This window comes from Sphingopyxis sp. Soil_C_28 (genome assembly GCF_057657055.1).
The window spans coordinates 1,511,087-1,525,288 of record NZ_JBDGJE010000001.1 but is presented as its reverse complement, the minus strand read 5'-3'; the positions used below and the strand labels follow the sequence as shown (position 1 = coordinate 1,525,288).

At 63.9% G+C, this 14,202-nt stretch carries 9 protein-coding genes; all 9 read left to right on the top strand.

The annotated features are described in order from the left end of the window. Positions 1-3 precede the first annotated feature (3 nt). The 9 genes from AC3A43_RS07245 to AC3A43_RS07205 all read left to right on the top strand — a co-directional run bounded on the left by AC3A43_RS07245 (position 4) and on the right by AC3A43_RS07205 (position 14,167). Positions 4-2,988 (top strand): TonB-dependent receptor, encoded by a 2,985-nt coding sequence (locus tag AC3A43_RS07245; protein WP_487791837.1) that lies wholly within the window; start codon positions 4-6, stop codon positions 2,986-2,988. A gap of 106 nt (positions 2,989-3,094) precedes the next feature. Continuing rightward, complete coding sequence (locus AC3A43_RS07240; protein ID WP_487791836.1) at positions 3,095-4,630, top strand: tryptophan halogenase family protein; 1,536 nt, start codon at positions 3,095-3,097, stop codon at positions 4,628-4,630. A gap of 12 nt (positions 4,631-4,642) precedes the next feature. Next, positions 4,643-5,362 (top strand): SapC family protein, encoded by a 720-nt coding sequence (locus tag AC3A43_RS07235; protein WP_487791835.1) that lies wholly within the window; start codon positions 4,643-4,645, stop codon positions 5,360-5,362. Next, positions 5,355-6,386: a cupin-like domain-containing protein gene (locus AC3A43_RS07230; RefSeq protein WP_487791834.1), complete on the top strand. Its 1,032-nt coding sequence runs from the start codon at positions 5,355-5,357 to the stop codon at positions 6,384-6,386. The genes AC3A43_RS07235 and AC3A43_RS07230 overlap by 8 nt, the downstream gene beginning before the upstream one ends. Next, the gene (locus AC3A43_RS07225; RefSeq protein WP_487791833.1) at positions 6,383-7,882 is read left to right on the top strand and encodes a tryptophan halogenase family protein; all 1,500 of its coding nucleotides are present in this window, start codon (positions 6,383-6,385) and stop codon (positions 7,880-7,882) included. Before AC3A43_RS07230 ends, AC3A43_RS07225 begins: the two co-directional genes overlap by 4 nt. A gap of 112 nt (positions 7,883-7,994) precedes the next feature. Then, positions 7,995-9,059, top strand: coding sequence for a LacI family DNA-binding transcriptional regulator (locus AC3A43_RS07220; protein ID WP_487791832.1), 1,065 nt, complete (start codon positions 7,995-7,997; stop codon positions 9,057-9,059). Then, positions 9,052-10,272: an MFS transporter gene (locus tag AC3A43_RS07215; protein WP_487791831.1), complete on the top strand. Its 1,221-nt coding sequence runs from the start codon at positions 9,052-9,054 to the stop codon at positions 10,270-10,272. Before AC3A43_RS07220 ends, AC3A43_RS07215 begins: the two co-directional genes overlap by 8 nt. A 118-nt stretch (positions 10,273-10,390) precedes the next feature. Then, positions 10,391-12,820 (top strand): glycoside hydrolase family 3 protein, encoded by a 2,430-nt coding sequence (locus tag AC3A43_RS07210; protein WP_487791830.1) that lies wholly within the window; start codon positions 10,391-10,393, stop codon positions 12,818-12,820. Between the two features lie 48 nt (positions 12,821-12,868). Then, a complete protein-coding gene (locus AC3A43_RS07205; RefSeq protein ID WP_487791829.1) occupies positions 12,869-14,167 on the top strand; it encodes a sugar MFS transporter in 1,299 nt (432 codons plus the stop codon). Positions 14,168-14,202: the final 35 nt, after the last annotated feature.

Here is a 14,202-nt window from a genome sequence, read left to right as displayed (position 1 = left end):
GGGATGCGGGCGTCTCAAAAGCAGTGGCTTGCCAAATTTCTGGTCGGTACTTCGGCACTGTCCTTGATGGGCATGGCGCAGGTGGCGGTGGCGCAGGAAGCGCCGGCCGAGGGCGAAGTGAACGGCGACGAAATCATCGTCACCGGCATTCGCGCCAGCCTTGCGGCGTCGGCCGACATCAAGCGCGAGGCGCAGGGCGTCGTCGATGCGATCTCCGCCGAAGATATCGGAAAATTCCCCGACACCAACCTTGCTGAATCGCTGCAACGCATCACCGGCGTGTCGATCGACCGTTCGAACGGCGAAGGCTCGCTGGTCACCGTTCGCGGCTTCGGCCCCGAATTCAACCTCGTAACGCTGAACGGCCGCCAGATGCCGACCGCGCTGATCGGCGGCGGCGACAATGCCCCGTCTTCGCGCTCGTTCGACTTCGACAACATCGCTTCCGAAGGCATTGCCGGAGTCGAGGTTTACAAGAGCGGCCGCGTCACGATGGAATCGGGCGGCATTGGCTCGATCATCAATCTCCGGACGCCGCGCCCGCTCGACAAGCCGGGGCTGCGCGGCAGCCTTGCGGTCAAGGGCGTGTATGATTCGTCACGCAACGACGGCAAGCCGATCACGCCCGAAGTGTCGGGCATTCTCAGCACGACCTTCGCCAACGACACGATCGGGATCCTGGTCACGGGTTCGTACCAGAAGCGCAAATCGAGTGAGAATAACGCCAATGTCGGCTGGCGCGACGGCTATCTGGGTAGCGAGAATAATTGGGGTTCGCTCGCGCAGCCGGGCACGCCGCGTGCGGCGAACATCACGAACCGGCCCGACCCGACCGATGTGTATCAGGTCCCGCAAAACGCATCCTATGACCTCAACGACGTCAATCGTGAGCGCATCAACGGGCAAGCCGTCCTGCAATTCCGTCCGAGCGACGCGTTCACCGCGACGATCGATTATACATACGCGCGCAACACGGTCGAAACGCGAAACAGCAATGTCGGCGTGTGGTTTAACCATGAAGATACGTCGAGCGCGTGGACCGATGGCCCCGTTGCCGGGCCGTTGTTCTATACCGAGCGTTTTGCGGCGCCCGCCGGGACCCCCGGACCGAACGCACTCTATGGCGGTAAGGATCTGTCGTACAGCGGCGCGCTGGCCGAAAACCGGGCGGAGAACAAGTCGCTCGGCGTGAACCTGGAATGGAACGGGCCGGGCGGCGTCACGTTCGAACTCGACGGCCATCATTCGACGGCGGCGGTCAATCCGGTCAATCGTTTCGGGTCGAGCATGTCGCTGGGCAACGCGGTATTCGGCGTCCAGAATCAGACGATCAATTTCGAGAACGACCTGCCGGTCATTTCCTACGGAATGTATCCGGGCATCGATCCGCTGAATACCTCACTGATCACGCCGACCGGCAATGCCTTCCGAAACGCCGTTTTCCGTAACCGGATCAACCAGGTCCAGTTGCGCGGTCAATATGACCATGAAGTCGGCTTCCTCGACAGCATCGATTTCGGCGTGTCCTACGTCGACAGCAAGGTGCGTTCGGCGTTCGGTACGATCCAGAACGACGACACTTGGGGCGGCGCGGGGCCGGCGTCGAGCATTCCCGACGACATTTTCAAGCTCGTGACGCTCCCCGACAAATTCCCGGGGCTGGCGAAGCAGGGGATGATCGGAAGCTTCTATACCTTCGATTTCGAGCGGATGGCCGACCTCGTCGAGCAGAATTTCCAGACCTGCAGCAATCCGGCAACGGGCTCCGCCCAGCCGGGCACGTGCCTTGCGAATTTCAACACCGACCGGCGCATCTCCGAAAAGACGCTGGCGCCCTATCTGCAGGTGGCGACGGTATTCGACCTGTTCGAAAATCCGGCGCACCTTGTTGCAGGTATTCGGTATGAAACGACCGACATTTCATCGGCGGCGCTGGTGCCGGTTCCCGTCACCACCACCTGGGTGGGTGACAATGAATTCAACGTCGTCTTTTCGGGCGACAGCGATTTCACGCGCTTCAAGGGATCCTATGACAATTGGCTTCCCGCGGTCGATTTCGACATCTCGCCGATGGAAGACGTCAAGCTGCGCGCGTCGTACAGCCACACGATCGCGCGTCCCAGCTATGACCTGATGCAGGGCGGGCGCACGATCGACACATTGTTCCGCGTTGGCGGCGGTGGCGGCGCGCAGGGCAACCCCGGGCTGATCCCCTATAAGTCGAAGAATATCGACCTGTCGGCCGAATGGTATTACGCCCGCGACAGCTATATTTCGGCGGGCTATTTCCACAAGGATGTGAGCAACTTCATATCCTCGACGCGCATCGATAGCAGTGCCTTCGGATTGACTACGCCGGTGGAAGGTCCGCGCTGGAACGCCGCCCTGGCTGCACTGGGTGCCAATGCGACCGTGGCGCAAATCCGCCAATATATCATCACCAACTTCCCCAGCACGGTGACCGGCAATATCATCAATGCCGCGCCGGGCGATCCGCTGGTCAATTTCGAGATCACGACGCCGGTCAACAGCGACCAGACCGCCTCGCTCAACGGTTGGGAGTTCGCGCTTCAGCACAGCTTCTGGGATACGGGCTTTGGCGTGATCCTGAACTATACCATCGTCAACGGCGATGCGACGTACGACAACACGCAGCCCTCGACGGTGGCACAGTTCGCGCTGGTCGGCCTCAGCGACACGGCCAACGCGGTCGCCTTTTACGACAAGGGCCCGTTTCAGGCGCGCGTCGCGTGGAACTGGCGCGACAAATTCCTTTCGGGGACGGGCCCCAATCCGACCTACACCGAGGCCTATTGGCAGATCGACGCCAGCGCGAGCTTTGAGTTCATCCCCGGGCTCACAGCCTTTGTCGAGGCGATCAACCTGACGGGCGAAGGGCAACGCAAACATCTGAGGCACGAGAATAATGTGACCTTCGTGTCGCCCGGTTTCGCGCGCTATGCGGCGGGGGTCAGGTTCAGCTTCTAAAGCGGGTGGGCCGCTTCCGCCGGGTCGCAGGCAAGAGGGTCGTGCCTTTTAGGGGCGCGGCTCTTTTGCGTGACGATGGCGGCAAGCTGGCTTAGGATCGACGGCAATGAAAGAAGCGATCGAGAGGATTGTCATCGTGGGCGGCGGCACCGCCGGCTGGCTCGCGGCGTCGCGTCTCGCCAGTTCGACCCGCGCGGCGGCTGGCCGACTTTCGGTCACCCTGATCGAGGCGCCCGATATTCCGACCATCGGCGTCGGCGAGGGGACCTGGCCGACGATGCGCGCAACACTCGCTGCCATCGGGATCGGCGAGGGCGAATTTCTGGCGGCCTGCGATGGCTCGTTCAAACAGGGGTCGCGGTTCGACGGCTGGGTGACGGGCGAAGCGGGCGATCGCTATCTCCACCCGTTCACCTCACCGCCAGCGGCGCCGACGGGCGAACTTCTCGCCGCATGGCAGGCGGGTGCGCCCGATCTGCCGTTCGCGGCGGCGATGACCGCGCAAGCGCATGTCTGCGACCTTGACCTCGCGCCGCGCCAGCGCGCGATGCCCGACTATCAGGGCGCGGCGAATTACGCCTATCATCTCGATGCGGGGAAGTTTGCGGCGCTGCTCGCATCGCACGCGGTTCAGAAGCTGGGCGTTCGGCACATTTCGGATCATGTTGTCGCGGTCGCGCGCGATGTCGAGGGCGGCATCGCCTCGGTCGCGACGCGCGCAAATGGCGATATCGCGGGCGATTTGTTCATCGATTGCAGCGGGCATGCCTCGCTGCTGATCGGCAATCATCTGGGCGTCGCGTGGATCGACCGCAGCGACACCCTGTTCAACGACCGCGCGCTCGCGGCGCAGGTGCCCGTCGCGCCGGGCAGCCCGATTGCGTCGCAGACGGTATCGACTGCGCATGCGGCGGGCTGGATCTGGGATATCGGCCTGCCGGCGCGCCGCGGCATCGGCTGCGTCTATGCCAGCCGGTTCATGGATGACGATGCGGCCGAGACGACGCTGCGCGCCTATATCGCGCGCGTCCTGCCGGGCGCGCCCGAGGTGCCGGTGCGCCGCCTGAGCTTCCCGACGGGACATCGGGAGCGGTTCTGGCAGGGCAATTGTATCGCCATCGGCCTGTCGGCGGGCTTCATCGAACCGCTCGAAGCGTCCGCGATCGTGCTGATCGAATTGTCGCTCAATGCACTGATCGACAATTTTCCGGCGAGCCGCGCCGCGATGCCGATCCACGCCGATCGCTTCAACGAATTGTTCCGCTACCGCTGGGACCGCATCGTCGAGTTCCTCAAGCTCCATTATGCGCTGAGCCGGCGATCGGAGCCCTATTGGCGCGCGCAGCGCGACCCCGCGCATGTTCCGCCGCGGCTGGCCGAGATGCTGGCGCTGTGGCGCGATCAGCCGCCGTCGATGTGGGATTTTCCGCGCGTCGACGAAATTTTCTCGGCCGAAAGCCACCAATATATCCTCTATGGCATGGGCTATCCGCTGCCTGCCAACCTGACCGTGAGCGATCGGGCGGCGGGGTTGCTCGCCGATACGCGCCAGCGCGCGCGTTCGCTCGCCGCGGCGCTTCCCGCCAGTCGCGATTATCTCGACGCGCTGCAACCCGGCGTCAGCGCCGACGCCGCGCGATAGGAAAGGAATTTAATGCCTCGTCACGCCGTCCTCGACAACAATACCCACCGCGACCTGCGCATACGCACCGATGCGGGGGCCGAACTGGGCGACGACATTATGGCGACGCTGACCGTGCCGACCGAATTTCGCCGCGTGCAGGCGCATTTCCCGATCCTCTTCCGCCGCGAAATCGGGCGCGAGGATTTTTCGGCGCTGGCGATGTTCGGGTTCCAGAATGGCGAGAATCTGTTCCTCGACGGTGATCGTTGGGACGCGCGTTATCGCCCGCTGTCGGTCGCGATCCAGCCGTTCCTGATCGGTCGCCCGGCGAACGGCGACGGCCCGGCGCAGGTCCATATCGACATGGACCACCCGCGCATTGCGGCAGCGAGCGAAGGGGTGCGGCTGTTCGACGCCGATGGCAACGCGACCCCTTATCTCGACGAGATCGCCGAGCGGCTGGGCGACCTCGACGAAGGCTATCGCGAGAGCGGCGCCTTTTACGACGCACTGCTTGCCTATGACCTACTCGAACCTTTCAGCCTCGAAGTAACGCTCGACGATGGGTCGATCCATTCGCTTGTCGGCTTTCACATCATCGACGAGGCGAAGCTGCGCGCGCTCGACGCCGAGGCGCTGGGCGCGCTGCACGCGGCGGGGCACCTGATGCCGATGTTCATGGCGCTCGCCTCGCTGTCGCAGCTGTCGGTGCTCGTCGCGCGGAAGAACCGCAGGCTTGGCGGTGGCTGAACAGGACGGCGCCTTTACCGACCGTTTGGCGCGGGTGCCCGAACGCGATTGGAACAAGGGGGCAGGGCTCGATGCGTTGCTGGAAGGTGCGCGCAAACCTTTTGTCCTCCGCGGCCTTGTCGCCGACTGGCCGCTCGTCGAAGCGGGCAAACGCTCGGCACGTGAGGCGCGGCGCTATTTGCTCGATCATGCGCGCGAGCGTCCGTTCAAGGTATCGATCGGCCCGCCAGGCCACGACGGCCGGCTGTTCTACGACGCCGAAATGGAAATGAATTTCCGCATCGGCACGGGCAAGCTCGCCGACATTTTCGCCGGCATCGATACCGCGGAGGAACTGGGTGAAAATCGCACCGTCTATCTCGCCTCGATCGATATCCCGTCGCATTTCGACGGGCTCGACGAAGCGAACCCCATAGGCCTTGGCGACCGCGATCCGCTCAAGAGCATCTGGATCGGGACGCGCACCAAGATCGCCGCGCATAATGATTTTCCCGACAATCTGGCGTGCTGCGCCGTGGGCCGCCGCCGCTTCACGCTGTTTCCGCCGAGTGCGTTCCGCAACCTCTATCTGGGGCCGATTGACAACACGCCTGCGGGTCGTGTCGTCAGCATGGTCGATTTCGACGCGCCCGATCTGGCCGCGCATCCGCGCTTCGTCGATGCGATGGCGGAGGCGCTGACCGTCGACCTCGAACCCGGCGATGCGATCTTCATCCCGTCGATGTGGTGGCATCATGTCGAGGGGCTCGCCGATTTCAACATTTTGATCAATTACTGGTGGCGCCGCACACCCGCCTGGCTCGGTCAGCCGCAGGCGGCGCTGAACCACGCGATCCTGGCGATCCGCGATCTGCCACCCGAGGACAAGGCGATCTGGCGCGATCAGTTCGACCATTATGTCTTCGACAACGACGACCGCGTCACCGACCATATTCCCGAAACCGCGCGCAGCATCCTTGCCCCGCTCACGTCCGAGACGGCGGGCCGGCTGCGCGCCTTCTTGCTGAGGGCTTTGAGTAAATGAGCGACAAGAAACCTGTCCAGCGTGTCGTCATCGCGGGCGGCGGCACCGCCGGCTGGATGATGGCGTCGGCGATCGCGCGCACGATGGGCAAGACCATAGACCTGACGCTCGTCGAATCCGAACAGATCGGGACGATCGGCGTCGGCGAGTCGACCATCCCGCCGCTGGTCAATTTCAACCGCATCCTCGGCATTCCCGAACCCGAATTCATGCGCGCGACACAGGCAACCTTCAAACTCGGCATCCTGTTCGACAATTGGAAGCATGACGGCGACAGCTATTTCCACAGTTTCGGCCTGTCGGGGAAGGATCATTGGTCGGCGGGGTTCCAGCATTTCTGGCTGAACGCGCGCGAACGCGGGCTCGAACAGCCGTACAGCGATTATTGCCTTGAGCTTGTGGCCGGGATGGAGGGCAAGTTCGCGCACCTGCCCGAAGAACGCATGAACTATGCCTATCACGTCGATGCGACGCTCTATGGCCGCTTCCTGCGCAAGCTGGCCGAGGCCGATGGCTGCAAGCGTGTCGAGGGCAAGATCGCACGCGTCGAACTGAACGGTGAAAATGGCGATATTGCCGCGTTGCATCTCGACGGCGACCGGCGCGTCGAGGGCGATATGTTCGTCGACTGCACCGGCTTTCGCGGGCTGCTGATCGACGGCGCGCTGCATGCGGGGTTCGAGGACTGGAGCCACTGGCTGCCCAACGACAGCGCGATCGCGGTGCAGTCGAAGCATCTGGGGCCGCCGCAACCCTATACGCAGGCGATCGCGCACGATGCCGGCTGGCAATGGCGCATCCCGCTGCAGCATCGCATGGGCGCGGGGATCGTTTATTCGAGTGGCTATCTGTCGCGCGACGAAGCCTATGACCGGTTGATGAGCAGCGTCGGCGAGCCGCTGATCGAGCCGTTCGACATCAAGTTCAGGGGCGGAGTGCGACGCAAGCAATGGTTCCGCAACTGCGTTGCGGTCGGGCTGGCGGGTGGCTTCGTCGAACCGCTTGAGGCGACGACGGTTCACCTGATCCAGCGTGCGGTGCTGCGCTTCATCCGCATGATGCCGAACGGACGCGTCAGCGAACGCGACGCCGCCGAGTTCAACGACCAGCAGCGCGTCGATATCGAACAGATCCGCGACTTTGTCGTGCTGCATTACAAGGCGACCAATCGCCGAGACAGCCCGTTCTGGCGCCATGTCGCGAACATGCCGGTTCCGGACTCGTTGCAGCAAAAGATCGAGCTGTTCCGCGAGACCGGGCGCGTGTTCCGCAAATATGAGGAGCTGTTCGCCGAGAACAGCTGGGTGCAGGTGATGATGGGGCAGGGGATCGAGCCGCAGAGCTATCACCCCATCGCGGAAAAGCTGCGCGACGACGAGGTTGAGAGGCTGTTCCAGTCAATCCGCGACAATATCGCCCAGACCGTCGCTACGCTGCCGGAGCATCACGCCTATGTCGCGCGCTATTGCGGCGCCGAAGAACCGAAGGCGGCATGAGCATCGACAACCCCGGATGTCGGCAAATTGTGGAAGCAGAACGGGTTCGCGGCTGGCATTGTCGCGGCGATGCGGTTAGCGCTTGCGGCAAGATAGTGGGCCAGGGGGCATAATGGGGCGTCGGCGGCAGTCGGTTACGATCAAGCATGTTGCAGCCGATGCGGGTGTGTCGCTGCAGACGGTGAGCCGTGTCATCAACAATGAGCCCAATGTCCGCCCCGAAATGAAGGAACGCGTCCAGGCGTCGATCGACAAGCTGGGCTATGTGCCATCGATCGCGGCGCAGCGGATGAGCGGGTCGCGATCCTATCTGATCCTCGCGATAAACGACCGCGAACGCACGATTGCCGACTGGCGCGGGCGGCAGGGGGTCGACTGGGTCGATCAGATGCTGCTCGGCGGCATGCTGAAATGTGCCGAGTTCGGCTATCGCATGATCTTCGAGCTCGTCGACACGCACAATGACCATGTCGAGCGCGAACTGCGCGCGGCGATCGCGGCGCTGCAACCCGACGGCGTGATCCTGACGCCGCCGCATTCGGACAACCCGCTGATCGTCGGCCTGCTCGACCAGCAGAAAATACCCTTTGCGCGCATCGGCTCGCGCGGCGGTGCCGCGGGGATCGCGCTGACGATGGATGACGAAGGGTCGGCGCGGCGCGCAACGCGGCACCTGATCGACCTGGGGCATGAACGGATCGGCTTCATCGCGGGATCGCCCGAATACAGCCTCAGCCGCTGGCGCATCGATGGCTGGGAAAGCGAAATGGCGGCGGCGGGCCTGTCGCCTGACGGGCTGCTCGCAGAAGGCGATTTTACCTACGCGTCCGGCGCGGCAGCGGCCCGGCAGTTGCTGTGCCGCCCCAATCCGCCCACCGCGATCATCGCGAGCAGCGACCAGATGGCGCTGGCGACGCTGGAGGTCGCCCGTGATCTTGGCCTCGATGTGCCGGGGCAATTGTCGATCGTCAGCTTCGACAACACCCCGGTGGTGCGCTTTACCCAGCCGGCGCTGACCGCGGTCGACCAGCCGGTTGCCGAAACCGCATCGCGCGCGGTCGAACTGATCATTGCGGCGCAGCGCGGGGCGCCGCGCCCGACCGAGCCGACGCGGGTACAGGGCGGGCTTGCCGAGCGGGGATCGACCGCGGCGCCGCCGGCTGCCGTCGGTGGCTGAAACCGGCGCACCGCGCCGCCAGTCGACTGCTTTCCTTCTGCTCTACGCGCTCGCTTCGGCCGGCGGCGCGATCGCCTATGTCCCGTTCCTGACGATCTGGTTGCCGTCGCGAATGACCCAGCTGGCGGGGTCGGCCGATGTGCAGATGCTGGGATATGTCACCTTCTTCGGCGCGATTGCCGCGAGTATCGGCGGAATCGGGTTCGGCTGGCTCAGCGATCGGACCGGCAACCGGCGCGGCTGGGTCTTGACGGGGTTGGTGCTGACGATCGGCTTGCTGCTGCTGGTGCCGCTCGCGCACGATATCTGGTCGCTGGTCGCGATTATCGTCGCTTGGCAATTGACGCTCAACATGATGCTCGGACCGCTCGCGGCGTGGGCGGGGGATTGCGTTCCCGACGAGCAGAAGGGGCTTCTGGGCGGGCTGCTCGCCTTTTCGCCCGCACTCGGTGCCTGGTCGGGCGCGCTCGTTACCTGGCCCGGGCTGATAACCGCCGAGGCGCGGCTGATGGTCATCGCGCTGCTCGTCGCGACCGCCGTTCTGCCGGTGCTGCTGCTCGGTCGGCCGCGCGCCTTCGCCGACCTTGTCGCGCCGCCGCCTGCTCGCGCTTTGGGCGAACCCGCACCGCGGCCGAGCGGTCCTGCGGTCCGGATGTGGCTTGCTCGCCTCCTCGTTCAGATTGCCGAGGCGGCGCTGTTCGCCTATCTCTATTTCTGGTTCCGCTCGATCGATCCGGACATGCACGACAATGAAAAGGCGCGGCTGTTCGGCATGGCGCTGTCGCTGGCGATTCCGATCGCACTGGCGAGTGGGCGATGGGCCGACCGTAACGACCGGCCCTTTCTGCCCCTCGTCGTCAGCGCCGCGGTTTCGGGGACTGGGATGGTCGGCATGGCGCTCGCCACGGGGCTCGATGCGGCGAAGGCGAGTTATCTGGTGTTCGGCATCGCGACGACGGTCTTCCTCTCCCTCCATTCCAGCCAGACGCTGCGCATCCTGCCGCGTTCGGACCGGCGTGGGCGCGATCTGGGCATCTTCAACCTCACCAACACCGTGCCCTCGTTGATCATGCCGTGGCTGACGATCTCGCTCGTCCCGGGCTTCGGTTTCGATGCGCTTTTCCTGCTGTTGGCGGGATTGACCGCCGTCGCGGTGCTGCTGCTTGCGACGATGCCGCGCGCGCGCCGAACTCCTTTGAAAGACATCGCTTGATTTCATCCCATCGCTATGCGACATGAAACTTGATAACGTTCACATTAGAGGGATGGGAGAGACGATGCGCCGACAGGCAATGGTCATGGCGACCGCGATGCTTTTGGCAGGAACCGCTATGGCGGCACCGGAACATTCGGGAACCGACGCGGCGACGGTTCATCCGGACCTGTGGCCGTCGGCAAAAAGCCCGGCGGCGATTTCCGATCCCAAAACCGAGGCGCGCATCGATGCGCTGATCAGGAAAATGACGGTCGAGCAAAAGGTCGGCCAGCTGGTGCAGGCCGATATCAGCACGATCGCGCCAAAAGATCTCGAAACCTATCCGCTGGGGTCGATCCTCGCGGGTGGTAACAGCGGCCCGGGTGGCAATGAGCGTTCGAGCGCGGCCGACTGGGCCAAGCTCGTCGGTGATTTCCGCGCGGTGTCGTTGCGTCCGCAGGCGAACGGCATCGCGATCCCTATCATCTTTGGTGTCGACGCCGTCCATGGGCATAACAATATCCCCGGCGCGACGCTGTTTCCGCACAATATCGGTCTTGGCGCCGCGCGCGATCCCGAACTGATCCAGCGCATCGGCGCGGTCACTGCAGCCGAAATTGCCGGTAGCGGCATCGAATGGACCTTCGCGCCGACGCTCGCAGTGCCGCAGGATCTGCGCTGGGGGCGGAGCTATGAGGGCTATGCGTCCGATCCAAAGCTGATTGCAGACTATGCGAAGGCGATGGTGATCGGGCTGCAAGGGCCTCTGGTCGCAGGCAAGACGGTTGGGCCGCAGCATGTTGCGGCGACGGCCAAGCATTTCCTCGCCGATGGCGGGACGTTCGAGGGCAAGGATCAAGGCGATGCCAAGGTCGACGAAAAGGAACTGATCGCGAAACATGCGATGGGATATCCCGCCGCGATTGATGCGGGCGCGCTGACCGTGATGGCCAGCTTTTCGAGCTGGCAGGGCGTCAAGCATCATGGCAACAGGGGACTCCTGACCGACGCGCTCAAAGACAGGATGGGCTTTGCGGGCTTTGTCGTCGGCGACTGGAACGGGCATGGGCAGGTCGCGGGATGCAGCGTCACCGATTGCGCGCAGTCGATCAACGCCGGGCTCGACATGTTCATGGCGCCCGACAGCTGGAAGGGGCTGTACGACAGCGCGCTGAAACATGCGAAGGACGGCACGATCCCGGCCGCGCGGCTCGACGATGCGGTGCGCCGTATCTTGCGGGTGAAATACAAGCTCGGTCTGTTCCCCGAAGGCCATGTCGACCGCAGCGTCGTGAAAGCGGTCGGCACGCCGGAACATCTGGCGGTCGCGCGCGAAGCGGTCGCCAAGTCGCTCGTCCTGCTCAAAAACAACGGCAGCGTTTTGCCGATCAAGGCTGGCGCGCGCGTGCTCGTCACCGGTCCCGCGGCCGACAGCATGGCGATCCAGTCGGGCGGCTGGACGATCAGCTGGCAGGGCACCGACGTCGTGCGTTCGGATTTCCCGAACGGCCAGACGATCTGGGAAGCGCTGGACAAATCGGTGCGCGATGCCGGGGGCGTCGCGACTTTGTCCGGTGGCGGCGTGTATAAGGAAAAACCCGACGTTGCGATCGTCGTGTTCGGCGAGCCGCCCTATGCCGAATTCCAGGGTGACGTCGCAACGCTCGACTATCAGCCGACCGAAGCGACCGACCTCGCGACGCTCAAGAAGCTGAAAGCGGCGGGCATTCCGGTGGTCGCCTTGTTCCTGTCGGGACGCCCGATGTTCACCAACCCCGAAATCAACGCCGCCGACGCGTTCGTCGCGGGCTGGCTGCCGGGCTCACAGGGCGCGGGCGTCGCCGACGTACTGGTCGCGGGCAAGGACGGCAAGACAGCACGTGCTTTCACCGGGACGCTGCCTTTCGCGTGGCCCGCTAACGCACGCTCACCGATTGAAAAGCCGCAGTTCGCGGTCGGTTACGGATTGAAATATGGCACGAACACCAATGTGCCGCAGCTATCGGAAGAATTGGGCGTCGATATTACGGCGGCGCTGAACGTCGAGAATTTCTTCTCGGGCGGCCGCGCGCGGGCGCCGTGGGTGCTGACGGTCAGCGATGCGGGTGGCGCTCGGCCGGTGGAATCCGGGCCGGTTTCGAGCCCGAGCGGGCTGATCGCCACGCGCTCTGTCGATGTTCGCGCGCAAGAGGACGGCAAATCCTTTGTCTGGACCGGTCCCGCCGCGCTGCACCTCAGCGGCCCCTATGCCGATCTGTCGCGCCAGCTCAACAACAGCTTCGCGCTGCGCGTCGACTGGCGGATCGATGCGGTCGGAAGCGCGCCGGTCAGTATAGCGCTCGGCGGCAAGGCGTTCGACATCTCGGCGGCGGTCAAGGCGGCACCAAATGGTCAGGTTTCGACGATTAAGGTGCCGCTCCGCTGCTTCGCCGATGCCGGCGCCAATCTGCGGCAGGTCGACTATGCCGCGACGATCCAGAGCGACAAGGGTTTCGCCGCGACGCTGCTGAATACGAATGTCGAAGCGGTCGGCGAAAATCTGCCTTGCCCGCCCGCCGTAAAATGACAAGACCGGCGCATGGGTTAGCCTGAGACGAGGTTGGGGAGAGACATAATGGCATTAGCGCCGGATATCGCGTCGAGCGGCGATCGGGTCGCCGGCGAGGGGCAGGGGACGCATGTCGACGCGCCCGAACTGCGGCTGTTCGTGATGGGGCTTTTCTTCATCTTCGGCGGTATCACGTCGCTGAACGACGTCATCATTCCCAAGCTCAAAGAGCTGTTCACGCTCAATTACACGCAGGCAATGCTGGTGCAGTTCTGCTTTTTCACCGCCTATCTGGTGATCGGCATTCCGGGCGCGAAGCTGGTCAAAAAGATCGGCTATATGCGCGGCGCAGTGGCGGGTTTGCTGACGATGATGATCGGCTGCCTGCTGTTCATTCCGGCGTCGCAGAACGCGGTTTACGGCCTGTTCCTGTTCGCGCTGTTCGTGCTCGCGAGCGGGGTGGTGATCGTCCAGGTCGTCGCCAATCCGTTGATCTCGCTGCTCGGCAAGCCCGAGACCGCGCACAGCCGCCTGACCTTTGCGCAGGCGTTCAACTCGCTCGGTACCTGGATTTTTCCGACTGTGGGTGCGGGCCTGATCTTGGGGTCACTCCAGAACGTCAAGGCTGCGGACCTTTCGGGCCCCGCACTCGATGCGTATCGAACGGCTGAGTCCGCGGTGATCCTGCACACCTATCTTGGTCTTGCCGTGGCGCTGGCCGTGGTCGCGGGAGCGGTCTGGCTGTTCCGCAATCGTTTGAAGGGAGAGCGGCATGAGGCGAGCACCGGCCTTGCCGGTTTCGACCTGCTCACCCGCAAGCGCTTCGCGTTCGGCGCTTTGTGCATTTTCCTCTATGTCGGCGCGGAAGTTTCGATTGGCTCGCTAATCATCAATTATCTTGCGCTGGACCGCGTCCTTGGCCAGCCTGAGTCGGTGGTCGGCTGGATGATAGGGCTCTATTGGGGCGGCGCGATGATCGGGCGCTTCATCGGGTCGCTGCTCATGTACCTCCGCATCAGCCCCGGCAAGATGCTGGCCTGCGTCGCGGTGGGCGCCATTATGTTGATCACGATTTCTGCCAATTCAACGGGCAATGTTGCGGCCTATTCGCTGCTCGCAATCGGGCTGATGAACGCGATCATGTTCCCGACGATCTTCAGCCTCGCTTCCGAAAAGCTGGGCGGCCGCGCTGCGGATGGATCGGGGATCATCAACATCGCGATATTCGGTGGGGCGGTCGTGCCGCTGGCGACAGGCGCGCTCGCCGACCTGACGGGCAGTCTCGCGATCGCCTTGCTGCTTCCTGCGCTCTGCTATGCGGTCATCGCGGCTTTCGGCATTTACGCACGGCGACCCGCAGCCTGATGAATAAAGCCGCGGACGGTCGCGCTCTGGTACGC

Coding starts and splice junctions, on each gene's coding strand:
- AC3A43_RS07245 (WP_487791837.1), top strand. CDS start 4: ATGCGGGCGTCTCAAAAGCAGTGGCTTGCCAAATTTCTGGTCGGTACT.
- AC3A43_RS07240 (WP_487791836.1), top strand. CDS start 3,095: ATGAAAGAAGCGATCGAGAGGATTGTCATCGTGGGCGGCGGCACCGCC.
- AC3A43_RS07235 (WP_487791835.1), top strand. CDS start 4,643: ATGCCTCGTCACGCCGTCCTCGACAACAATACCCACCGCGACCTGCGC.
- AC3A43_RS07225 (WP_487791833.1), top strand. CDS start 6,383: ATGAGCGACAAGAAACCTGTCCAGCGTGTCGTCATCGCGGGCGGCGGC.
- AC3A43_RS07220 (WP_487791832.1), top strand. CDS start 7,995: ATGGGGCGTCGGCGGCAGTCGGTTACGATCAAGCATGTTGCAGCCGAT.
- AC3A43_RS07210 (WP_487791830.1), top strand. CDS start 10,391: ATGGCGGCACCGGAACATTCGGGAACCGACGCGGCGACGGTTCATCCG.
- AC3A43_RS07205 (WP_487791829.1), top strand. CDS start 12,869: ATGGCATTAGCGCCGGATATCGCGTCGAGCGGCGATCGGGTCGCCGGC.